The organism is Actinacidiphila sp. DG2A-62 (genome assembly GCF_035825295.1).
Taxonomy (GTDB): Bacteria; Actinomycetota; Actinomycetes; order Streptomycetales; family Streptomycetaceae; genus Actinacidiphila.
This window is the reverse complement of the sequence record NZ_JAYMGI010000002.1, coordinates 2,207,157-2,230,555: the sequence shown is the minus strand read 5'-3', so window position 1 is coordinate 2,230,555 and position 23,399 is coordinate 2,207,157. Positions and strand designations below refer to the sequence as shown.

Genomic DNA, 23,399 nt, shown 5'->3' with positions numbered 1-23,399 from the left:
TGGCCGGGCAGAGTCCGCTGTCCGCATGGACAACCGGCCCCTTCGGGCGCGTTGGCGCGGGCGCGCCGTCCATAACCTGAAGCGCGGCCCTGTCGAAGGGCACTCGGCTCCACGGAGGTGCCCACGTACGTGAAGGACAGCCCATGAGCACTGTGGTCGTGAAGCGCCCGCCGCGTGCCTCCGGCCCGCAGGCCCCGGAAGGGCAGATCGAGCTGGCCGAACCGCCCGCGCTCGGCGAACCGGCCACCGCGGACTTCACCTCCGCCCTGATGTACATCCCGATGGCCCTCGGCATGGGCGCCATGGCCATGATGTTCACGGTCGGCACCCGGTCTCCGTACACCTTCATGATGTCCGGGATGATGGGCACGGCCATGATCAGCATGGGTCTGAGCCAGATCGGCCGGAGGGGCGCCGAGCGCAAGCGCAAGATGCGCTCGGAGCGCCGCGACTACCTGCGCTACCTCGCCCAGCTGCGCACGCGGGCCCGGCGGGCCGCGGCCGAGCAGCGGGCCGCGGCCTCCTGGGACAACCCGCGCCCGCAGGATCTGTGGGCGGTCGCCGCCGGGCCCCGGCTGTGGGAACGCAGGGGCGCCCACGACGACTTCGGGCGGATCCGGATCGGCGTCGGCACCAGCCGCGCCGACCTGCTGCTGGTGCCGCCGGAGACCAAGCCGGTCGAGGATCTCGAACCGCTGACGGCCGTTTCGCTGCGGCGCTTCACCAAGGCCTTCCAGTCCGTCGGCCACGTGCCGGTGCCGGTGCCGCTGCGCCGGTTCACCAGCGTGGAGTTCGCCGGCGACGGCCCGGCCGCGCTCGACCTGCTGCGGGCCATGCTCGGCCAGCTCGCCGTCCTGCACGCTCCGGACGAGCTGCGGATCGCCGTCCTCACCGACGCGGTCGGCCGCGAGGAGTGGGACTGGCTGAAGTGGCTGCCGCACAACGCCCATCCGTCCCAGGAGGACCAGGCGGGTCCGCTGCGACTGGTGGCGGAGGACCACGACACGCTCTTCGATCTGCTGGGCGCCGAGGTGACCGACCGCCCCGAGCACGATCCCGGCTCGCCGCCACGGCCCACCGAACCCCTGGTAGTCGTCGTCGCCTACCGCGTGCTCGTCCCGGACACCTCCCGGCTGCTCACCGACGGGATCCGCAACGTGGTGCTGCTGGACGCCACCGGGGCGATGACCGGCGGCCCGCACGTGCTGCGGCTGACCGTGCGCGACGGCGAGGTGGAGTACGCGGTGGCCGACGGCTCCGTGACCGCGCAGGCGGACGCGCTGACCCTCACCGCCGCCGAGGACCTGGCCCGGCAGCTGGCGCCGATGCGCACCAGCGGCGGCGTCGAACTCGTCGAGCAGCCGCTGGAGTCCGACTTCGACCTCGGCACCCTGCTCGGCATCCGCGACCCGCGCTCCTTCGACGTCGCCGCGCTGTGGCGCACCCGCGCCGCGCAGAGCGCCCGGCTGCGGGTGCCGATCGGCATCACCGAGGACAACGAGGTGCTGGAGCTGGACCTGAAGGAGTCCGCGCAGACCGGCATGGGCCCGCACGGGCTGCTGATCGGCGCGACCGGCTCCGGCAAGAGCGAGCTGGTGCGCACCCTGGTCATCGGCCTCGCGGCCACCCACTCCTCCGACGTGCTCAACTTCGTGCTGGTGGACTTCAAGGGCGGCGCGACGTTCCTCGACATGGACCGGCTGCCGCACACCTCGGCCGTCATCACCAACCTCGCCGACGAACTCCACCTCGTGGACCGGATGCGCGACTCGCTCAACGGCGAGATGATCCGCCGCCAGGAACTCCTGCGGGACAGCGGCTACGCCTCCCTGTTCGAGTACGAGAAGGCGCGGCTCGGCGGCGCGCCGCTGACGCCCCTGCCCTCCCTGCTGATCGTCGTCGACGAGTTCTCCGAACTGCTCGCGAACAAGCCGGAGTTCGTGGACCTGTTCGTCACCATCGGCCGGCTCGGCCGCTCGCTCGGGGTGCACCTGCTGCTGGCCTCCCAGCGCCTGGACGAGGGGCGCATCCACCGCGTCGAGGGCCACCTGTCGTACAAGATCGCGCTGCGCACCTTCTCCTCGATGGAGTCCCGCAGTGTGATCGGCGTGGGCAGCGCCTACGAGCTGCCGTCCGCGCCGGGCAACGGCTATCTGAAGGTCGACACCACCAACCTGGCCCGCTTCAAGGCCGCCTACGTCTCCGGGCCGTGCCCGGTGACCGCCACCGCCGCCCGGCCCGACGAGGCCGCGCTCGGCGCCGAGGACGTGGCGGTGTTCTCGATGGAGCAGCGCCTGCCGGACCCCCGGCCGGCGGTGGACGACCCCGACGGGCTGGAATCGGCCGAGCAGCGGCTCGCCCAAGGCGCCGAGCCGCGCCCGGAGCCCGCGGGCGGCGAGGAGGAGAGCCTGCTGGAGGTCCTCATCGACCGGCTGGAGGGGCCAGCCGCCGGCCCGCCAGGTGTGGCTGCCGCCGCTGGAGTCCCCGCCCAGCCTGGACCAGCTGCTGCCGGGCATCGTGCCCGACCCGCAGCGCGGCATGACCGTCGGCGACTACCCGGCGCTCGGCGGGCTGCGGGTGCCGCTCGGCATGGTCGACCGGCCCTTCGAGCAGGTGCGCGAGCTGCTGATCGCCGATCTGTCCGGGGCCGACGGACACTTCGCGGTGGCCGGCGCCCCGCAGACCGGCAAGTCCACCACCCTGCGCACCCTCATGCTGTCGCTGGCCCTCACCCACACCCCTCGCGAAGTGCAGTTCTACTGCCTGGACTTCGGCGGCGGCGGCCTGCAGTCCACGGCGGGCCTGCCGCATGTCGGCTCCATCGCCACCCGGATGGAGCGCGACCGCGTCCAGCGCACCGTCGAGGAACTGACCCAGTTGCTGGAGGTGCGCGAACAGCGCTTCACCGAACGCGGACTGGAGTCGATGAACGCCTACCGCCGCAAGCGCGACACCGGCGAGATCGACGACCCGTACGGCGACGTCTTCCTCGTCGTCGACAACTGGTCCACGATCAAGCAGGACTTCGAGGACCTCGAACCGCGCATCACCGACCTTGCCGCCCGCGGCCTGTCCTTCGGGCTGCACGTCGTCGCCTCCGCGGTGCGCTGGTCGGAGATCCGCCCGCGGGCCCGCGACCTGTTCGGCACCAAACTCGAACTGCGGCTCGGCGACCCCATGGAGTCCGAGTTCGGCTCCAAGCCGGCCGCGACCGTCCCGCACCAGGCCGGCCGCGGCCTGACCAAGGCCAAGCTCCACTTCATGAGCGCGCTGCCGCGGCTGGACAGCGTCGGCGGCACCGACGGCCTCACCGAGGCGACCAAGTCCGCCGTGGCCGAGATCGACGCCTTCTGGCCCGGCCGCCCGGCGCCCGGCGTGCGCCTGCTGCCCGCCCGGCTCCCGCTCGACCGGCTTCCGGCGCCCGAGGGCGACCTGCGCGTGTGCCTCGGCTGGGACGAGCAGCGACTGGCCCCGGTGTGGCACGACTTCGCCGCCGCACCGCACCTGATGGTGTTCGGCGACGCCGAGACCGGCAAGACCAACGTGCTGCGCGTGGTCATCGACGCCGTCACCCGCCGCTACCGTCCCGACGAGGCCAAGATCCTGCTCGCCGACACCCGGCGCGACCTGCTGGCCGTCGTCCCCGAGGAGTACCGGGTGGGCTTCGCGGTCGACGGCGAGAGCCTCACCTCGCTGGCCGCCAGCGCCGCGGTCTCGGTCGGCAAGCGCGTGCCCGGCCCCGACATCGCCCCCGAACGGCTGCCGCACCGCGACTGGTGGACGGGTCCGCAACTGTTCATCGTCATCGACGACTACGACCTGTACGGCGGAACGCCCGGCGCCGGCTCCCCGCTGACCGCCCTCGCCCCGATGCTGGCCCACTCGGCCACCATCGGCCTGCACATGGTGATCTCCCGGTCCACCTCGGGCGCGAGCCGCGCCATGATGGACCCGGTGCTGCGCCGCATGTGGGAACTCGGCAGCCCCGCGCTGCTGCACTCCTACCCCAAGGAGGAGGGCAAGTTCATCGGCGAGGCCCGGCCCCGCACCCTCCCGCCGGGCCGCGCCCAGCTCGTCACGCGCCGCGGCATCCGGCTGATGCAGGTGGGACATGTCGGCTCCTGACGACGTCTTCCGCGTCGAACCCAACCCACGGCGCCCCCTGTCGAGACACCAGGTCGCCCCGTCCGCGTCCCACGACCGCCCTCCCAGGAGCACCATGACCACCGCCATCCCGGCCGCCCGCACCCCGGGTCCGTACGGCACCGAGGTGTGCCGGCTGACCATCGCGGGGCCCGCCGGACGCGCCGACCTGGCCGTGCCGGTCACCGCACGGGTCTCCGCGCTGCTGCCGGTGCTGCTGCGCCACGTCCCCGCCGACCCGGCCCGGCCGGTGGGCACCTGGACGCTGCAACGCCTCGGCGAACCGCCGCTGGACCTCGACGCCACCCCGCAGACCGCCGGACTGCGCCACGGCGACGTCCTGTACCTGCGGCCCGCCGACGACCCGATGCCGGAGCTGGAGTTCGACGACGCCTCCGAGGGCGTCGCGCACGTGGTCGGCGCGCGCACCGACCGCTGGCGCCCGGAGACCACCCGCCGGCTCTTCCTGGCGCTGGCCTGCCTGGTGCTGCTCGCCCTCGCCGCCGCCGTGCCCCTGGCGGGCAAGGGCACGGTCGTGCCGGTGCTGTACGGCGTCGCGGCGGTCGGCCTGGGCGTCTGCTGCGTACTGGACCAGCGGTGGTCGGCCGACCGGGGGATCGCGATCGTCACCGGCCTGGGCGCCTGCGCCTTCGCCGTACTGGCCGGGCTGACCGCGGCCGACCGGCACTCCGGGCTGACCGCGCCGCGGCCCGGCGGCATCGCGCTCGGCGCGGTCTGCGGCGTCCTGGTCGCCGCGGTCGTCCTGCTGCCCACACCGCGGGTGCCGCTCGCCGTGACCGGGGCCGCGCTGTTCGCCCCCGCGCTGGCCGCGCTCACCGCGGGACTGGCCGCCGCCACCGGCTGGGACGCCGTGCGCAGCCTGAGCGTCGTGGCGCTCGCCGCCTTTCTCTTCGGGCACCTCGCGCCGCGTACGGCACTGCGCCTGGCCCGGGTGCGGGTACCCCAACTGCCGCACAACGCGGCCGAACTCCAGGAGGACGTGGAGCCGCACTCGGAGGGGTCGATCAGCCGGCGCGCGGCGGCTGCCGACGCCCTGCTGACGGTGTTCACCCTGTCCGTCGCCCTGCTGTGCACGGCCGACTTCGCGGTGCTCGCCTTCGCCGACGGGTGGGCCGCCCGGGCCTTTCCGCTGGTGTTCTCCGGCGCGGTCCTGCTGCGGGCCAAGGGCCTGAACGGTATCTGGCAGCGCGTGCCGGCCACGTTCTCCGGCGTGCTCGGCGCGCTCTCCGTCCTGCTGGCGTGGACCGCCGCGGCGGGCGGCACCGGCACCCGCTGCGCCCTCCTGCTCGGAGTGCTGGTCGCCGCCGTGCTGCTGCTGGTCGGCGCGTGGCGGCTGCCGCACACCCGGCTGCTGCCGGTGTGGGGGCACACCGCGGACGTGCTGGAGGTGCTGTCGGGGATCGCGCTGCTACCGCTGCTCCTGCAACTGCTGCACGTCTACGCCCGCGTGCGCCACGCGATCTGAGAGATCCGAGGGACGACTGTGCAGACCCGACGCGACCACCTCCAGGCGTACCAGTTCGCCACCGGGCGGCTGGCCTCCTCGCTGGTCTCCAGCGACCCCGGCAGCGGCGAGACCCCGATGCGCAGAGCCGGGCTCGGCGCCGTGTTCGGCGTGATGCTGGCCTGCCTGCTGGTGCTGGCCGCCGCCGCCTACGGCTACCTCAAGCCGGCCGGCGACCACTCCTGGGCCACCAACGGCGCCCTGATCGTCGAGAGCGGCACCGGCACCCGCTACTTCTACGCCGACGGACAGCTCCACCCCACCGCCAACTACGCCTCCGCGCTGCTGGCGTCCGGCGGCGCGGGCGTCCACGACGTCGGCCGGTCCGCGCTCGCCGGCGTGCCCCGCGGCTCCACGATCGGCATCCCCGGCGCGCCCGAGGACGTGCCCGACGCGACCGGGCTGCTGATGACCGGCGCCTGGGCGGACTGCCTGCGGCCCGGCAAGGACGTCAGCGAGACGCTGGACTTCGCGCCGGGCACCGTCCACGCGGTGTCCGGCTCCACCTACGTGCTGGTGGCCGGCCCGGACGGCAAGCGGTACGTGCTGTGGCAGAACACCAAGCACCCCATCGGCGACCGCTCCGCGCTCCTGGCCCTCGGCATGGACGCCGAACAGCCCGTCCCGGCCACCTCGGCGTGGCTGAACGCCCTGCCCACCGGCACCGCGCTCGCCGCGGCCACGATCCCGGGGCCGGCGGCCCGGGACGCACCGTGGCCGGCACGGCGGAGAAGACGGGCGCCTTGCTGCGTACCGTCGTCTCCGGCACCAGCCACTACTACGTCCTGGAACGCGACGGCGTCGCCTCCCTGACCGCCACCGAGTCCGCGCTGCTGGCGGCCGCGAGCGGCAAGGACCCGCGGACGGTCAGCCCCAGCGCCGTCGCGGCCCTGCCGTCCTCCGCCGACACCTCCCTGCTGCACCGCGTCCCCGACCTGCTGACCGGCGCCGACGCCACCGCCGACCGCTCCGCGCTGTGCCTGATGCAGAACATGAAGGGCTCCGCGCTGTACAGCACGCTGGTCCGGGAGACCGGCAGGGCGGCCGACACCACCGCCGCGGTGCTCCTGCCGCCCGAGGCCGGAGTGCTGGCCGCACCGCCCAAGGGCCCGCACGACGCGAAGTCCCCCACGCCGTACCTGATCACCGACCGTGCGGTGAAGTACCCCCTGAGCAGCGACGCGCCCGGCGCGCTCGGCTACGGCGGCCTGACCCCGCGGATGCTGCCGCAGGCCACGCTCGACCAGATCACCACCGGACCGCAGCTGAGCCGGTCCAAGGCGCTCGTCGCCGTGCCCGGAGAGAACTGACGTGACCGGCGCCCCCGACGAGCGCGCCGCGGCCCGCCGCGACCTCGCCCACCGGCTGTCGGCCCGGTTCGCCCGCGCCGCGCTGCGGGCGGCCGGACCCGCGGTGGAGTCCCGGAGCGTCGGCAACGCCCTGCTGGTCCACCCGCGCGGCTTCGTCGACAGCCGGGCGCTGGCCTTCGTCCGCCGGCTGGCCGCCGACCCGCAGCACACCCTGGTGGTGCTGGACCTGCCGGCCAGCCCGGAGGACTCGGTGTGGGAGAGCGTCGCCCGGGTCCTGGACCGCAGGGGCGTCAGCTTCCGGCTGGTGCCCGGCCGCGGCACCCGCGAGGACGTCCGGCGGGCCGCACAGTGGCTCGCCGACCGTCTCGACCGGATCGTGCTCGCCCCCGACGGGACGGTCGTCCCGGCGGCCGGCGGGGCGCTGTTCGTGCCCGCCGACCACGGCACCGGCTGGCTGCGCTTCCGCCCCGGACTGTCGGCGGCCCCCGACAGCCGGCGCTTCCCCAAGCCGCAGTGGGAGTACTCGGTCCCTGACCGCCCGCAGCAGCTCGGCGTCGGCGCGGTCGCCGAACCACTGCCGGGCGGCGTGTGGATCCGCGGCGGCCCGGACGACGGCGTCCTGGCCCGGGACCGGCAGCGCCTCATCGACCTGCTGGTCGCCGACCCGGAGCTGCTGGGCATCGTGCTCGGCGGCCCGGGGTCGTCCGGCGTGCTGGAGCTGGAGGAGATCGCGGCGTTCTGGGCCACGGTCCCCGGCAGCGCCCGGCACCTGGTGCGGTTCGTCCCGTACGGCCCGGTGGCCGTGCCCGGCGGCGAGTCGCTGGGCCAGGCGCTGGCCGACCGGCTCGGCCACCGGGTCATCGTGCAGGCGGGCCTGCCGGCCCCCGGCGAGGACGGCGTGTCGCGCGAGGTGCGCACCCTGCGCGGCGACGGCAGCCTCGGCTGGCGCCCGTACGCGGACGGGTTCGGCTACGCGCCGCGCGCGGAGAGCGGCGGCGACCCGGCGCCGCCGGTGGCGCTGGGCACCCGGGCGCCGGCGGGCGCCGTCGCCGAAGTGGCGCCCGGCGTCTACCGGTACGCGCCGGACGTGCTGCTGGAGGTCGTGCCGAGCGGGTTGTGGGTCCGGCCGCCCGCCGAGCCCTTCGGCGGCTACGCGGTCCGCACCGCGCCCGCCGACCCCGCGTACCCCGCGATCCTGTACGAACAGGACGACCCGGCGGTCGCCGACCGCATGCGGACGGTGGCCTACGAGCTGGTGAACGCGCTCGACCCGACGTTCGCCACCAGCGGCCGCGTCCTGCCCTCCAGCGCCGCGCGGACCATACCGCCGGACGGGGGCACCCCGCCCGCGACGTACCCGGCGGCGCGTGTGACGCCCGCTCCGGCGGTGGGGGCGGCGGGGCCCGTTCCGGCGATCGCTCCGGGGCCCGGCGCCGGGCAGCCGAACGGCGGTTCGGCGAACGGCGGCCCGCCGGTGCAGCCAGGGCCGGCGGGACAGTCCGGTCCGGCCGACTGGTCGCTGGAGGGCGGCCCGTCGACCGCCGCGGCCCAGCCGGCGTCCGGATCACTCCCTGCGTCCACGCGGACCGACGCGGAGGACTCCGGGTCCTGGGACCCCCAGAGGCCCGCGCCGCTCGCGCCGCCCTGGCCCGGCGCCGACCCGTCCGCATCCGTTTCCCCAGCGCGGCCGGTGATCGAGACACCACCGGCCGCCGACCCGCCACCGACAGCTTCTCCACAGGCGTCGGTGGACTTTGGACCGCCGCCGGCCGCGTCACTCCCCCGTGGCGCGGGTCCGGTTGGCGGCGGGGTGGAGGGTGCCCCCGTGCCCTCCGCCCCGCATGGCGGTGTGTGGGCCGCCGACCGGCCGCCGGCGTCTTCGCAGGCGTCGGTGGGTTTTGGACCGCCGCCGGCCGCGCAATTCCCCCGTGGCGCGGGTCCGGTTGGCGGCGGGGTGGAGGGTGCCCCCGTGCTCTCCGCCCCGCATGGCGGTGTGTGGGCCGCCGACCGGCCGCCGGCGTCTTCGCAGGCGTCGGTGGATCTTGGACCGCCGCCGGCCGCGTCACTCCCCGCGCGTCCGGTCGGCGGCGGGGCGGGGGGTGCCCCCGTGCCCTCCGCCCCGCACGACGTGACCACGCCGCCCGGGGGCGCGGCGTCCGGTCCCGCCCCGGCAGGAACCTCGGCTGTCCCGCACAACGACCCGGCGGCCGCGGCGTCGGTCGGCACTCCTGCCTCGGCTCCGCGCATCCGTCTGGAGTCGCCGGCCCCGCATCGGTCCGCGGCGGAGCCCGCTCCGGCCGGGGGACCGGTGGCGGCCGGGGACACCTCCGCCGCACCGCCGGAAGCCGGACCGGCCGCTCCCGCCGCGCAGCCGCCGGGCTTCCCGACGTCACCGGGGTTCGCGACGCCGCCGGAGTCCGCGGCGGCTCCCGCGCCCCCCGGCGACGGCCAGGTCCGGGTGCAGCCCGAGCCCGGCCCCGCCGCCGACGTGCTGCCGCCTGCGAAGGGCGTCGAGCGGGAACGCGACTGGCTGCGCCGCAACCTCGGCGCCCGCTACGACACCGCGGCCGCCCTCGTCTCACGTGTGCTGTCGGAGGCGCCGGGACTGCACGGCGGGCCGCGCAGTTCGGTGGGCGACGCCCTCACCGACCTCGCGGCCGTCCGCCTGTACCTGACCGGAAGCACCTCGGCGATCGACACCGCCATCCGGTCGGCCGCCACCGGCCCGCACGTCCCGCTGGCGCGGTGCGCCGCCGGCGGACTGCGGCGCCTGCCCTCGCACCGGGGCGGCGCCATCGCGCGGGCCGCCCTCACCCCGGCCGAGCACGCCTGGTACCGGGAGGGCTCGGTCGTCGTCGAGCGGTCCTTCCTCGCCGCCCTGTCCTCGGTCCGCCCCGGACTCCCCGGCGACACCGACATCGTGCTGTGGTCGCTGACGGCCCGGCGGACCGCGCTCGTGGTCCCGGAGCTGCCCGACCGCCTGCTGTTCGCGCCCGGCACCCGGTTCAAGGTGCTGCGCACGGTCGGCGGCGACCGCCCGGCCGTGCTGATGCGCGAGATGGCCGCGGCCGAGCTGGACGAGCGGGGACAGCCGCGCGAGGAACGCGTCCCGCTGGACGAGATCGCGCTCACCGGCCTCGACCAGCTGCACGCCCGCTGGCAGAAGGCCGAGGACGGCACCGAGGAGGACGCCATGGGCGAGCCCCTCCCGCCGGAGCACGCGGACGCCTTCCGCGCCGCCCCCGGGCTGCTCCAGCGACCGCCCGGCGATCCGGGCGCCCCGACGCCGGCACTCGACCCCGGCACCACGCCACAGCAAGGCCCCGGCAGCACGCCACAGCAAAGGGGGAATCCGTGATCCGCCAAGTCCTGCGCGTCTCCGCTACCGAGACCGGCACCTACCGCACCGTCTCACAGGCGCTGGCCGCCGCGCCGGACGGCGCGGTGATCGCCGTCGCCCCGGGCACGTACACCGAGTCGCTCACCATCAGCCGGGCGGTCACGCTGTCCGGGGACGGCACGCCCGGCAGCGTACGGCTGGAGTCGCCGATGGGCAGCACGGTCGTGGTCGAGGCCGACGCGGTACGGCTGACCGGCCTGACCCTCCACGGGTCCGACGCCGACGCGGCCGTCCTCGACATCCGCCGCGGGCAGACCGCCGTCGAGAACTGCACCGTGGCCGGCGACCAGGCGTGGGCCGCGGTCATCGCCTGGCAGTCCGGCCACCTGGCCGCCCGGAACTGCACGGTCACCAACCCCGGCGGCGCCGGCGTCGTGGTGACCTCGCCCGCCGACAACACCCTGGAGGACACCGCCGCCCGCGACTTCGGCTCCTCGGCGGTCGTCGTCGCCGAGAACGGCCGCCTGACCGTACGCGGTTGCACCGTCGAACGCTCCGGCGGCAACGGCATCTGCGTCAACGGCCAGGGCGCCGTCACCGTCGAGAACACCACGGTGGCCGACAGCCGCAAGCCCGCGGTCGTCGTGGAGCAGGACGCCAGGGCCGAGCTGATGCGGACCACCGTGACGTCGTCCGCGAGCCTCGACGCGTATCTGACCAGCAAGGGCATGACCACGCTCATCGACTGCCGACTGACCGGCTCGGGCGGGCAGTCGCTGCACATTGGCGGCGGCGCGTCCCCGCGACTGCGCGGCTGCACGTTGGACTCGGCGGCCGCGAGCGGCGTCCAGGTGACCGGCGGTTCCACCCCCCGGCTGGAGGACTGCGCGATCACCGGCACCCCGCTGGCGGTGATCGTCGAGGACGGCAGCCGGGCCGAGTTCCACCGGCTGCGGATCAGCGGCGCGCAGCGGACCGCCGTGCAGCTGGGGGGCGAAGCCGCTGCGGAATTCCGGGAGTTGTCGGTCGGGGACGGGTCGGCCGGGCTGCGCGTGACCGGCTCCGCGCAGCTCACCCTGAAGGCCGGCGAGATCGAGGCCGAGCGCGGCACCGGCCTGGAAGCGAACGAGGGCGCGACCGTGCTCCTCACCGACGTTCGGCTGCGTGCCACGGGCGACTGGGGCCTCGCGGTGTCGGGCGGCGCCCGCATCGCCGCCGCGGACTCCAGCGTCACCGGCGCGGGCGTCCTGGTCGGCACCGACGGCGAGGCGCTGCTGCGCGACAGCGAGGTGTCCGGCACCGCCGGAGACGGCGCCCGGGTCCTGGGCGGCGGCACCCTCATCGCCACCGGCTGCCGGGTGCACGAGGCGCAGGGACACGGCGTCAACGTCCAGATCTCCGGGCGCGCCGACCTCACCGACTGTCTGATCACCGGCAACGTCGGCGACGGCGTGCGCAGCAACTCCGAGGAACCGGTGCTGGTCCAGCACTGCGACGTCAGCGGGAACGGCGGCGGGCAGGTCAACCGGCTGCGCAGCCAGGACGGCGTACCGGCCTCCGCCGGCGCGGCAGAGCCCGCCGGCGAGCCGGCCCCGGGCCGGACAGTGCCGCGGCGAACGGGCGCGGGATGGCGGCCGGCACCACAGGCCCGCTGGCCGAACTCGACGCCCTGGTCGGCCTGGAGAGCGTGAAGCGCGAGGTCACCGGGCTGATCAACCTCAACAAGATGGCCCAGCGCCGGCTGGAACTCGGCCTGCCCATGCCGCCGATGAGCCGTCACCTGGTCTTCGCCGGGCCGCCCGGCACCGGCAAGACCACCGTGGCCCGGCTGTACGGCGCGGTGCTGGCCGAACTCGGCATCCTCGCCCAGGGACACATCGTCGAGGTGTCCCGGTCCGGCCTGGTCGCGCAGATCATCGGCGGCACCGCCATCAAGACCACCGAGGTCTTCAACAAGGCGCTGGGCGGCGTGCTGTTCATCGACGAGGCGTACACGCTCACCAACCAGTCCAAGGGCAGCGGGCCCGACTTCGGCCAGGAGGCCGTCGAGACGCTGATGAAGCTGATGGAGGACCACCGCGACGAGATCGTCGTCATCGTCGCCGGCTACTCCGAGCAGATGGACCAGTTCCTGGAGTCCAACCCCGGCATGGCCTCGCGCTTCGCGCGCACCGTGGAGTTCCCCAACTACGAGGTCTCCGAACTCGTCACCATCGTGCAGGGCCTGTGCGGCAAGCACTACTACGAGATGGACGACTCGGCGCTGGACGCCCTCACCCGCTACCTGGAGGCCGTCCCCAAGGGGCCGACCTTCGGCAACGGCCGGGTCGCGCGCTCGCTGTTCGAGACCATGATCAGCAATCAGGCGTCGCGGCTCGCGGCCGGTCCCTCCTCCGACGACAGCACCGCGCTCAACCGCCTTTCCGCGGCGGATGTGCCCGCGGCGGACGTGCCTGCGGCGGACGTGTCCGAGGCGGAGGACGTCCCGCCCGCGAGGGCCGGGGACGTGCCGGGGCCCGGGGCCGGGGCCGCCGCCCGGCCCGGCCGGGAGCAGCCCGCGCCAGCGCGCTGGCCCGCCGCAGCGCTCCGCCGGCCCGCCGGCCGAGCCGCCGCCCGCCATGCGCCGCCTCGCCGGGCTGTGCGGCCTGGGAGAGGTACGCGCGGCCCTCCTGAAGCGCGTCAACGACCTGGTCTCGGCGAGCCGCGACGGAGCGCCGCCCGCCCACGCGGCGAACGTCGTCCTGGCGGGCGACACCGGAAGCGGTCGCACCGCCGTGTCCGCGCTGTACGCGAAGTGCCTGGCCGAGACCGGCGTGCTGCGCAACGGGGCGGTGCACCGGATCGCCCTGTCCAAGGTGTTCGCCCGCAGCCCCGGGGAGGCGCGCGCCTACACCGCCGCGCTGCTGGCCGACGCCGACGGAGGCGTCCTGGAACTCGACCTCGACACCGCCTTCACCGCGCGCCCCGCGGCCGAGCGCACCGCCGTGTGGGACGCGCTCGTCGCTCACGCGGAGCGCACCCCGCAGACCGCGCTGGCGCTGCGCGGCCCCCAGAGCCGGCTCGGCGACCTCATGCGCGAACGCCCCGACGTCGCCCGCTGCTTCGACCTGTTCCTGCGCTTCCCCGCGTACACCGCGGAGGAGGTGGCCGAACTGATCTGCCGGCGACTCACCGCCCGCGGACACGAGGTCGACGAGGCCACCCGCGGCGCGCTGGTGGCGCGGCTGGCCGACCGGCCGCTCGCCGACGGCGCGCGCGGAGCACACCGGCTCGCCGACCGGATGGCGGAGCGGGTCTCTCCCGAGCGTGCCACGGCCGCCGCCACTCCCGCCGAACCGTCCCTTCCCGGGCCCGGGGCGGCCGCGCACAGGCAGACAACTCCTCCTGTACCGGCAGGCAACAAGGAGCCCGCGGCATTTCTTGCGGGCGGGTTGGCAGCCCACGATTGACATGGAAGCAACAGTTCTCGGTGCGGCGTCGGACGGCGCGGCACGCGTAGCCGGAAGGACAGGACATGAGCACACCGCTCCCGGACACGGGACTGACCAGTATCGACATCGACGGAATGCGGGCCACGATGCCCGCGTTCGAGTCGGCGCTGGCCGAGACCGGCAATCAATACACGGGCCTGGAGGCGCAAGTCGAGACCCTGGGGGGCAACTGGACAGGCGAAGCGGCGTCGGTGTTCCTGGGTGCCATGCGCCAGTGGCTGGAGGACTTCTCAAGCGTCCGGTCGAAGCTTCAGACCATCTACGAGAAGTTCGAGGCCGACACCGGAAACTACCAGGCCGTGCACAGCAACACCGTCGACGAGGCGAACGCCCTCAAGAACGCGATCGCGGGTGGCCTCCCCGGCTTCTGACGCACGGTCCCGCCGGCGCACTCACCAACAAGTCAAGGAGAGCAGGGATATGACGACGTATCAGGTCAGCCTCGAACAGATGCAGTACGTCGAGGGTGAGTTTCAGGCCATCAGCAACAGGCTCGGCCAGACGCTGGCCAACTTGAACGACGAGGTCCACCGGAACCTCCAGCACTGGGTGAACAGCGACCCGAGGCAGCTCTACAACCGGACGCAGCAGGAGTGGTCGGACCTCTTCGTCCAGATGCAGAATCTGCTGAACCGCGCCCAGGCGGCAGTGGGCAACGTCGGTGAGTTTTACGCCAGCGGCGAGAAGTACGGCACCAGCCTCTGGGAGCAGTGAGAGGAAGTGAGCTCGGATTCGAGCCCGCTGAGGTACCCGGACGGCACGACCGTCCCGCCCGTCACGGGCACGGTCGACAAGGGCCAGCAGATACCGGACATGCCCGATCCTCCTCGCGTGGTCGGCAACGGACCCGGGAACGTGTCCGTCGACACCTCCGCGCTGAAGATCTTCGCCGACAACCTGGACACCATCGCGAGCGTGGTCAAGACGGCCAGGCAGAAGCTGGACCCGGACCACCTCAACCCCATTCTGGCCGGAGACGATCGGTTCGTGGAGGCGCACAACCTCACGTCCGCGATCACCGGCAAGTCCGGCGGCGAGGGTCTGCAGCAGAACTACCTGGACTCGCTGCACGCCCTGTGCACGGCGCTGGAGGGCACGGCCGAAGGAATCAGGGACATCGCCACCAAATACTCGACGATCGAGGAGGTCAATGCGAAGGCGGGGAACGAGCTGAGCGATCTGATCCGGGAGGCTCAAGGCGACATCCAGGCCATCCGATCGGCGACCGAAGGCACGGACACGGGCACCTCGGGGTCGGGGGACACGTCCGGTACGTCGGGCAGTCCGTACGGCTATCCGTACGGTGGGTCGGGTGACACGTCGGGTACGTCGGGCAGTCCGTACCCGTCCGATGTGTCCGGCAGTCCGTACGACCCTTCGTACGGTGGCTCGGCTGCCACACCGAGCGTGTGGGGTGCTCCGTCCGGCGCCGCCCCGTCCGCGGTAACGCCGCGGGTGCCGGACGGCTCGTACGGGGGTTCTTCGCCCACGTGGTCGAACCCGGACGGTCTGACGGGGGAGCCAGCGCCTGTGGCTGAAGGTCCCGGTCCGGTGGTGCATCCGGGAGAGGCCGTGCGGGTTCGTCTTGATCCGTCGGCTCCGTCGGATTCGGACGTGAGGGACAAGGGCGACGACGTGAGGGTGAGGGCGGACGGTTCGTCGGACCCGGATGTGAGGGTCAAGGCCGATGGTTCGTCGGACTCGGACGTGAGGGTCAGGGGCGACGACGTGAGGGTCAGGGCGGACGGTTCGTCGGACCCGGACGTGAGGGTCAAGGCCGATGGTTCGTCGGACCCGGATGTGAGGGTCAAGACCGACGGGACGTCGGGCACGACGTCGGATGAGGACTGGGTGCGGGAGAGGACGACCGGACTGCCTGGGTTCTAGACGGTCACGACAGCACAAGCCGGGGTATGGGAGCGCGTAGGGCATGGCCGAGGACAGCGGCAGCGGGACGGACAGCGCGAGCGGCGGTTCCGGGACGGACAGCGGAAACACCGACTCCGGCTCGGGGGCGGACAGCGGAAGCAACGGTTCTGGTTCTGGTTCTGGTTCTGGTGCGGATGGTGGGAGCGGCGGCTCGGGTAGTGGTGCGTCTTCTGAGCATGGTGACTACAGTCATCTGGACTGGAAAGACGTCATGCGCTATGTCACCGGCTTCGATCCGGACAACCCCGCGGTGGACGGTTCGGCGGTGTCCAATCCTCAGACGCTTCAGGATGCTGCGGATGCTTTCTGGTACGTGCAGAAGGTGCTTGAGGACGCGGCTGAGAAGCTGGGTGATCAGGTCGGGGCGCTTACGGGGCCGGACGGGCCGTGGCAGGGTGCTGCTGCCGGGGCTTTGAACGGTGTCATGACGACGTTGGTGAAGCAGACGCAGGACATGGCTGACAAGCTGTCCGGCGGCATCACCGGTGATCATGACGTTCCGCAGCAATTGGCGAACGATGCGGCGACGTTGAAGTGGGCCATCATGAGGCTCGAGGACATCGACAGCTGGTACGCCATGAAGGCTCTGCAGTGGGCGCATGATCACCTCCGGGACATCACGATGGACGACGGGCGTGTCGCCATCAGCCAGGCGCACACCAAACCGCTGCTCACGGATCTGATGACCGCCGACATGCAGACGGTGATACGCACGCTGGGGTACCACTACCGGGTGACCATCGAGAACGCCGCCTATTCCACGCCGCCCGACAATCCGGCCAACGGGTCGGGAGGCCCTGGCCCTGGCCCTAGCCCGACAGACTCCGCCGGTTACGGCGACTCCAGCGGCTACGGCGGCTACGGACCTCCTGACTCGTATCCCGACACGAGTTCGGGCGGTGACGGTGGCGCATCACCGGGCGCTTCGAACGCGGCGGCCGGGTACCTGCCGCCGGATGGTACGCAGGCGGTCGGCGACGGCGGTGCCGCGTCGGGCGGCGATGCGGCGACGCCGGGCCCCGGCACCGTGCCGCCGACCGGTCAGTCCGATCCGTCCGGCGACACGCCCGCCCTGCGGGTACTGCACAAGGCTCCCACCACGCGGGTACTGCACAAGGCTGGTGACGGCTTGTCAGACAGCGATCCGCAGACCTACCGCACCCTGGTGAAGGGCCACGCCGACGCCGCGACGTCGGACCCGGACGACGGCTACCGGACCTTGAGGCGGGAGCGGGTGGATCCGCTGACGGTGGACGAGGGGCCCGGCCCGGTGGCGCTTACGGATCAGAAGGAGCCGGCCGGACTGCCTGGGTTCTAGGCGGTCACGAAACCACAAGCCGCGAGGGGGATGGGAGCGCGTAGGGCATGGCCGAGGGCAGCAGCGGGTCGGGCGACTCCGGGTCCGGGACGGACAGCGGAAACAACAGCTCTGGTTCCGGCTCTGGTTCCGGCTCTGGTTCCGGCTCTGGTTCCGGCTCTGGTTCCGGTTCTGGTTCTGGTTCTGGTGCGGATGGTGGGAGCGGCGGCTCGGGTAGTGGTGCGTCTTCTGAGCATGGTGACTACAGTCATCTGGACTGGAAAGACGTCATGCGCTATGTCACCGGCTTCGATCCGGACAACCCCGCGGTGGACGGTTCGGCGGTGTCCAATCCTCAGACGCTTCAGGATGCTGCGGATGCTTTCTGGTACGTGCAGAAGGTGCTTGGTGACGCGGCTGAGAAGCTGGGTGATCAGGTCGGGGCGCTTACGGGGCCGGACGGGCCGTGGCAGGGTGCTGCTGCCGGGGCTTTGAACGGTGTCATGACGACGTTGGTGAAGCAGACGCAGGACATGGCTGACAAGCTGTCCGGCGGCATCACCGGTGACTATGACGTTCCGCAGCAACTGGCGAATGATGCGGCGACCTTGAGGTACGCCATCATGAGGCTCGAGGACATCGACAGCTGGTACGCCATGAAGGCTCTGCAGTGGGCGCATGCTCACCTCCGGGACATCACGATGGACGACGGGCGTGTCGCGGTCAGCCAGGTCCCGGGGCTCTCGGACCGGATGAGCGCCGACATGCGGGCGGTGATGAGCTCGTTGGCGGACCACTACCGGGTGACCATCGAGAACGCCGCCTACTCCACGCCGCCCGACAATCCGGCCAACGGGTCGGGAGGCCCGGGCCCCACAGACTCCAGCGGTTACGGCGACTCCGGCGATCCCGTCCCGTATCCCGACATGGGTTCGGGCGGCGGCGGATATCTGCCGGACTTCGGCTCGTCGGGTCCGGACAATCCTACGTCGTACCCGGATGTGGGTTCGGCCGGCGACGGCGGCAATCTGCCGGACTTCGGTTCATCGGGTCCGGGAAGCGCGGTGCCCTACCCCGGTGGTGGCGATTCCGGTGCCGGCGGCGGGCAGGTGCCGGACTTCGCGGCTTCGGGGAGTCCTGCGCCGTACCCCGGCGGCGGCTCCGATGGCGCCGGCGGGAACCTGCCGGACTTCGGCGACACGGGTGCGGACAGTCCTGTGCCGTATCCCGGCGGCGACACCGGCGCGGTCGGCGGCCTTCCGGGCCTCGGCGGCGACGGGCCGGGCGGCGTCGACGGCGGCCTGCCCTCCGACTACCCGGGCGTGCAGGACTACCAGGGGAACCCTTCGCTCGGCAACGGCGGAAGCCTGCCGGGCGACGGCCTGCCCGGCGACGGCACGCTCGACCCGACCATGGACGCGGCCCTGAATCCCGGCGGCACCGCGCCCGTCACCGGGGACATGCCCGGCCCGGTCCCGTATCCCGGCCTCTCGCTCGGCACGGGTACGGGCGGAGGCAAGACCGGGGCGTCGGAGGACACGGGCAAGGGTCTCTCGCCGTATCCGGACAGTGCCGACGACTTCGGCACCGGCTCCGTGGGCAGCCCGGGCAGCGTCGACCTCCCCGGATACTCCGGACCGTCCGAGGCGTCCGGTTACCCCGGCTCCGACCTGCCCGCCCTGAACACGACCGGAACCGCCGCGCCGAACCTCGGCGAGCAGTTCCAGCCCTATCCGGACACCTCCCTCGCCTCCGACCCGGCCGGCCAGATCGCCGGCAGTCCCGGCACCCTTGGCTCGTCGATGCCGATGATGCCGATGGGCGGTATGGGTTCGGGTGCGGGCGGTGCGGGTGCGGGCGGTTCGGACGTGCCGTCGTCGGATGCGTCGGGTCTGTTGCAGGGCAGTGCGCAGCCGTGGCTGGGGGACACGTCGCTGGGCGGGGCCGGCGGTCTGCCGGACGGTACGGCGTCGGGCGGTCCTGGCCTCGACCTGCCAAACCCGCAGTCCGTCGGCAACGGACTCGGCGGACTCGGCGGACTGGACGGGCTCGACACCCTGGCGTTCGCAGCGGATACACCTGCTCAGGGCGTCGGCGGTCCCGGCACTGTGGGCTCGTCGATGCCGATGATGCCGATGGGTGGGATGGGTTCGGGTGCGGGCGGTGCGGGTGCGGGCGGTTCGGACGTGCCGTCGTCGGATGCGTCGGGTCTGTTGCAGGGCAGTGCGCAGCCGTGGCTGGGGGACACGTCGCTGGGCGGGGCCGGCGGTCTGCCGGACGGTACGGCGCCGGGCGGGCCTGGCCTCGACCTGCCTGGCCCGCAGTCCTCGCACGACCTGTTGGGCGGGGACACGTCCGTAGCCGGGTCCGGCGGTCTGTCGGGCGGTCTGTCGGGCGCTCCGACGTCCGGTGCTCCGGGCCTCGATCTGCCGGGCGGGCCGTCCTCCCCGGCGGGTCCGGACGGTCTGGTCGGTCTGGACGGTTCGGCGGCCGACGGGGGCACGCCCGCGCAAGGCCCGGGCGCAACCGCCGCCAGTACGCCGATGATGCCGATGGGCGGAATGGGCGGCATGGGCGGGGGAACAGCGACGGCGACCGGCCCGCGTCCGACGCGTCCGGACTCCTGGCCGGCGACCGCGAGCCGTGGTCGGTCACCCCGGTGCGGCACGGCGTCGATGCCGGCTCCTCGCCGGGCGCGGCGCCGGGGGCGGGGCGCCTGTGGTTGCCCGGCGGCGACGCCGCGGCCGTGGCCGGACCCGCGGCCGGACCCGCGGCCGGACCCGCTGTTGGGGCGGATGACGCCGGCTCCGCGACCGCCGCCGCGCCGACCGGCGTGCCCGCCGGCCCGGATGCCGCCCGTGACACCGCATCGCCGGCCGACGAGTCCGCGACCGCCATGCTGGAGGGGCTGTCCTTCCTGGCGGCCGGCGCGTGGGGCGCCGCGGCCGGTTCCGGGGCGGGCGCGGCCGGCCGCCCGGACGACCGCCGCGGCGAGCGGTCCACGGCGTGGCAGGACGCGCTCTGGGAAACCGCCCCGGCTCAGGGCGCCGGTGCGCCGGACGCCACGTCAGCGGATGATGCCCCCATGACGTCCGACGAGGCGCGAGCCGGCTCGCCCTCGCAAGAGGTCGCTTCGGCGGGGGCGGTCCCGGCGGGCGCTGCGCAGCCGGGTGTCGGCCCGCACGGGACTTCTCCTGCGGGCTCCGGCGCGCCGGACGCCGTGGTCGACGCGGGGTCCGAACTGTGGGAGGCCGCTCCCGCCGGGCCCAGTCCGGCGGGCGCTGTTCCAGCGACGGCCGCTGGGGAGGGCGCCGGCTCGCAGGGGGTCGGCCCGGCCGGCTCCGGCGCGCCGGACGCCGCTCGTCCGGACGCCACTTCGGCGACCCCCGATGAGGGAGTCGGCCCCCAGGAGGGAACGCAGGCATCGGAGGCAGGGGTTCCGGAGACGGCCGACGCCGTGTCCGAGGCTGCCGCCGTCACGCCCGCGGCAGTCCCCCTGCGACTCGAAGCGCGGGGTCCGCGCGCTCCGGGCGTGGACGACGTCGGGGCGGAGGCGGGCGCGGACCAGATCGCCCAGGCAGAGAGGGAACCGGCCGCGCAGGCCCAGCCGGCCGAGGTGGCCGCCTCCCCGGCGCACGGCCACCCGGCGGACGGGGAGGCGTACGAGACGCTCACCCACCCGGCGGGCGCGACCGTCGCCGCGTCGGCCGGCACCGTAGCCCCCGCCCAGCCCGTACGGGGGCAGTTCGCCGGTGCGGCCGGCACGGCCGGTTCGGGTAGCTCGGCCGGATCGGGCAGCTCGGCCGGTCCGAGCGGCAGTCCGCTTCAGGCTACGGCGCACACCTCTCCGCACTCGCCGGTCGAGGGATCGCTTCGCAGGCCGGTGCAGACCGCGGCCTCCGGGGCGCGTACACCCGCCGCCGGTTCCAGCGCCGACGTTCCCGCTGCCCCAGGCGACGCCGCGCGTATCAGTGCGGGCGCACCCGCTGACCCCGTGACCGCCGCCGCGGGACCGGCAGTCGACGACGTGTCCTCCTGGGACGCGCCGGACACCTCGCTGCTGCACCTGCTCGGGGAACCCGCCGCAGGGGCATCCGCCCACGCCGCCGGGTCCGGCGTGCTCACCGCGGACCAGGAGACGGCCGCCCTCATCGGGGCCGCCGGCGCCGCGTACGCGGTCGGACGCCTCAACACCGCGGGCGAGGCGGAGCCGTTCGGCGAACCGGTACGGCCCGCCTGGAAGCCGAAGCCGCCGGGGCCCGGAACCCCGCGGCGCATGGAGTTCACCTGCGCGACCGGGCCCGAGGAACCGCCGCCCGCGCAGAACTCCGGCGGGCCGGAGGATACCGACGCTCAAGCCAACGGCCGGAAGGGCGCCAAGGGCAAGCAGCCGGACGACCGCGAGTCCAGCGTCGCCGACCTGCTGCGGCAGAGCGAGGAGATCTGGGGGACCGGCCCGCGCCGTACGGGCACCCCCGGCTGACCTCCGGCCGCCGCAGCGCGGCGGCGGCCGGTGTGCACGAGGGCAGAAGCGGCTGTTCACGCGGTCAACCACGGCCGCAGTCCCTTGGTATCCGAGGTCCGCCGGACTTGACTCGACCGCGTCCGACCGGTGGGGACCACAGCAGGCAGGAGGACACCCATGCCGTCTCCCTACGATCAGCAGATCGAGGATCTGCTGACCGAGTACCGCACCGCGCGGGAGCAGGCGGTGGACACCCACCGCCGCATCAACGAGATCGAGGCCACGGCGACCGCGCCCCGGCGTTCGGTCAAGGTGACCGTCGGCGCACAGGGCCAGGTGACCGCCTTGGAGTTCCCCACCAACGCCTACCGCACGATGGCGCCGAAGGAACTCTCGAAGGTGATCGTCAGCACCCTGGAGAAGGCCCGTGCCAAGGCGCTGGAACAGGTGATGGAGACAGCCCTCGGACCCCTGCCCGGCGGCCTGACGCCGGCCGCGCTGGCACGGGGCGACTTCGACCCGCGTGTGCTGATCCCCGAGGACGTGCGCATGCCCGACGCGGTCCGGGCGTACCTCGAACAGGGACTGGGCGCGACGAAGGCCGGCGGACGTGAGTAGCGGCGGGAACGACGGGGGTGCCTCTTCGTCGTCCGAATCCTCCGGGTCCTCCGGGGACGGTCCGGTGCACGTCGACACCGACAAGATCCATCTGGCCGCCGAGGCACTGGGCGAACTGGCGTGGACGCTGAAGCAGGCGGCCCACGACCTGGAGGAACGGTCGCAGGCCCTCGGCCAGCCGTGGGGTGACGACAAGAACGGCAAGAGTTTCGCGGGCGAATACCTGCAGCCCCACTCCGACGCGCTGAAGGCAGGAACCGACGGCGGCGCGGCGCTCGATGACGCGGCAGGCCAACTGAACGACCTGGTGGCGGCGTTGAACGCCATCGAGGCCCAGGCTGTCATCACCGGCCAGCAGGTGGCGATCGAACCGACCGACGGTGCGTGACGGATGAGCAGCACCCCGGAAGGACCCGAGGACATGGCGATCACGGCATCGCAAGGGGGCGCAGGAGAGGAAGCCGAAGGAGGGGAAGAGGCCCCCCACGAGATGCCGACGCCGCCCGACCACGTCGTGGAAGCCGCCAGGCTCGCCCCCGACCACTGGTTCGGCCTGATCGACCCCACGTGGTCGGGGCAGGGCGAGCCGCCGGAGTGGGCGATGATCGGCAGCTGGCGTTCCGACGAACACGGCGAGATCGTGGAGTGGCAGGAGAACGAGGACTACCGCCCCTCGCCCAGGGCCCTGGGCTGGGCCGACCCGACCGACCCGGTGGACGCGGCGATCCAGCTGGCCACCACCGACTACGGACCGCCCGAGGACATCGCGCGCGCCCTGGCCGAGCAGGAGGTCGCGGTGTTCATGGCGCCGGGCGGCGCGCCGCTGTCCGCCCTGGCGCCGGACGACGAGACCCCGGTCGTGCCGGTGTTCACCTCGCCGCAGCACCTGCAGACCGCGGGCCGGCTGTCCTTCCGGCCGATGCGGGCCCCGGAACTGCTCGACCTGGTGCCCGAAGGCCATCTGCTCTTCCTCAACCCCTCCGGCCCGGTGAGCATGACGCTGGAACTCGGGCCGCTGCGCGAGGCGGTCGAGGCCGCCGGCGTCGCGGACCACGAGGACGGCTGGCTCGGCGCCCTGGACGACCTGCTGCCCGCGCCGGCGGCGGAAGGCGGCACCGCTGCCCCCTCCGACGACGACGGTCCGGGCGGTCCGGCCGGGGTCGCCGTGCCGTCTGCTCCCGTCGCACCCCCGCTTGATGACGGCTCCGCCGCCGCGGCCGACGTCGAAAGGGGCGACTTCCTCTGACCGGCTCCCCGTCCGCCGTCCCGGCGCCTGCCCGT

13 protein-coding genes and 3 pseudogenes are annotated in these 23,399 nt (G+C 73.8%); all 16 read left to right on the top strand.

The window, feature by feature from the left end; translation table 11 throughout:
• Positions 1-143: 143 nt before the first annotated feature.
• The 16 genes and pseudogenes from eccCa to VSR01_RS09640 all read left to right on the top strand — a co-directional run bounded on the left by eccCa (position 144) and on the right by VSR01_RS09640 (position 23,364).
• Positions 144-4,125 (top strand): annotated as a pseudogene (gene eccCa / locus VSR01_RS09720) (type VII secretion protein EccCa).
• 94 nt (positions 4,126-4,219) lie between these two features.
• Complete coding sequence (gene eccD / locus VSR01_RS09715; RefSeq protein ID WP_326448852.1) at positions 4,220-5,629, top strand: type VII secretion integral membrane protein EccD; 1,410 nt, start codon at positions 4,220-4,222, stop codon at positions 5,627-5,629.
• An 18-nt stretch (positions 5,630-5,647) separates the two neighbouring features.
• Positions 5,648-6,978 (top strand): annotated as a pseudogene (eccB, locus tag VSR01_RS37710) (type VII secretion protein EccB).
• 1 nt (position 6,979) lies between these two features.
• Positions 6,980-10,336 carry a hypothetical protein gene (locus tag VSR01_RS09700; RefSeq protein ID WP_326448849.1) on the top strand — a complete coding sequence of 1,119 codons (3,357 nt, stop codon included), beginning with the start codon at positions 6,980-6,982 and terminating at the stop codon, positions 10,334-10,336.
• Positions 10,333-12,009, top strand: coding sequence for a right-handed parallel beta-helix repeat-containing protein (locus VSR01_RS09695; RefSeq protein ID WP_326448848.1), 1,677 nt, complete (start codon positions 10,333-10,335; stop codon positions 12,007-12,009). Before VSR01_RS09700 ends, VSR01_RS09695 begins: the two co-directional genes overlap by 4 nt.
• Positions 11,946-12,695: pseudogene (locus VSR01_RS09690) on the top strand (AAA family ATPase); the annotation flags it as partial. The gene VSR01_RS09695 and the pseudogene VSR01_RS09690, both read left to right, overlap by 64 nt.
• Before the next feature lie 241 nt (positions 12,696-12,936).
• Positions 12,937-13,767: a hypothetical protein gene (locus VSR01_RS09685; RefSeq protein WP_326454010.1), complete on the top strand. Its 831-nt coding sequence runs from the start codon at positions 12,937-12,939 to the stop codon at positions 13,765-13,767.
• Positions 13,768-13,832: 65 nt separating this feature from the next.
• The gene (locus VSR01_RS09680; protein WP_326448847.1) at positions 13,833-14,180 is read left to right on the top strand and encodes a WXG100 family type VII secretion target; all 348 of its coding nucleotides are present in this window, start codon (positions 13,833-13,835) and stop codon (positions 14,178-14,180) included.
• A gap of 49 nt (positions 14,181-14,229) precedes the next feature.
• Entirely contained in the window at positions 14,230-14,523 is a 294-nt protein-coding gene (locus VSR01_RS09675) for a WXG100 family type VII secretion target (RefSeq protein ID WP_326448846.1), read from the top strand.
• A 141-nt stretch (positions 14,524-14,664) separates the two neighbouring features.
• Positions 14,665-15,696 (top strand): hypothetical protein, encoded by a 1,032-nt coding sequence (locus tag VSR01_RS09670; RefSeq protein WP_326448845.1) that lies wholly within the window; start codon positions 14,665-14,667, stop codon positions 15,694-15,696.
• A gap of 43 nt (positions 15,697-15,739) precedes the next feature.
• A complete protein-coding gene (locus tag VSR01_RS09665; protein ID WP_326448844.1) occupies positions 15,740-17,056 on the top strand; it encodes a WXG100 family type VII secretion target in 1,317 nt (438 codons plus the stop codon).
• A gap of 482 nt (positions 17,057-17,538) precedes the next feature.
• Positions 17,539-20,124, top strand: coding sequence for a hypothetical protein (locus VSR01_RS09660; protein WP_326448843.1), 2,586 nt, complete (start codon positions 17,539-17,541; stop codon positions 20,122-20,124).
• A gap of 443 nt (positions 20,125-20,567) precedes the next feature.
• Positions 20,568-21,518 carry a hypothetical protein gene (locus tag VSR01_RS09655; protein WP_326448842.1) on the top strand — a complete coding sequence of 317 codons (951 nt, stop codon included), beginning with the start codon at positions 20,568-20,570 and terminating at the stop codon, positions 21,516-21,518.
• A 159-nt stretch (positions 21,519-21,677) separates the two neighbouring features.
• Positions 21,678-22,118 (top strand): YbaB/EbfC family nucleoid-associated protein, encoded by a 441-nt coding sequence (locus VSR01_RS09650; protein WP_326448841.1) that lies wholly within the window; start codon positions 21,678-21,680, stop codon positions 22,116-22,118.
• 64 nt (positions 22,119-22,182) lie between these two features.
• On the top strand, positions 22,183-22,506 hold the full coding sequence (locus tag VSR01_RS09645) for a hypothetical protein (protein ID WP_326448840.1): 324 nt from the start codon (positions 22,183-22,185) through the stop codon (positions 22,504-22,506).
• Between the two features lie 3 nt (positions 22,507-22,509).
• Entirely contained in the window at positions 22,510-23,364 is an 855-nt protein-coding gene (locus tag VSR01_RS09640; RefSeq protein WP_326448839.1) for a type VII secretion system-associated protein, read from the top strand.
• Positions 23,365-23,399: the final 35 nt, after the last annotated feature.

Excerpts from the sequence above, each read along its gene's own strand:
- VSR01_RS09660 (WP_326448843.1), top strand. The coding sequence starts at position 17,539 with ATGACGACGTTGGTGAAGCAGACGCAGGACATGGCTGACAAGCTGTCC.
- VSR01_RS09680 (WP_326448847.1), top strand. The coding sequence starts at position 13,833 with ATGAGCACACCGCTCCCGGACACGGGACTGACCAGTATCGACATCGAC.
- VSR01_RS09665 (WP_326448844.1), top strand. The coding sequence starts at position 15,740 with ATGGCCGAGGACAGCGGCAGCGGGACGGACAGCGCGAGCGGCGGTTCC.
- VSR01_RS09640 (WP_326448839.1), top strand. The coding sequence starts at position 22,510 with ATGAGCAGCACCCCGGAAGGACCCGAGGACATGGCGATCACGGCATCG.
- VSR01_RS09685 (WP_326454010.1), top strand. The coding sequence starts at position 12,937 with ATGCGCCGCCTCGCCGGGCTGTGCGGCCTGGGAGAGGTACGCGCGGCC.
- VSR01_RS09675 (WP_326448846.1), top strand. The coding sequence starts at position 14,230 with ATGACGACGTATCAGGTCAGCCTCGAACAGATGCAGTACGTCGAGGGT.
- VSR01_RS09650 (WP_326448841.1), top strand. The coding sequence starts at position 21,678 with ATGCCGTCTCCCTACGATCAGCAGATCGAGGATCTGCTGACCGAGTAC.
- eccD (WP_326448852.1), top strand. The coding sequence starts at position 4,220 with ATGACCACCGCCATCCCGGCCGCCCGCACCCCGGGTCCGTACGGCACC.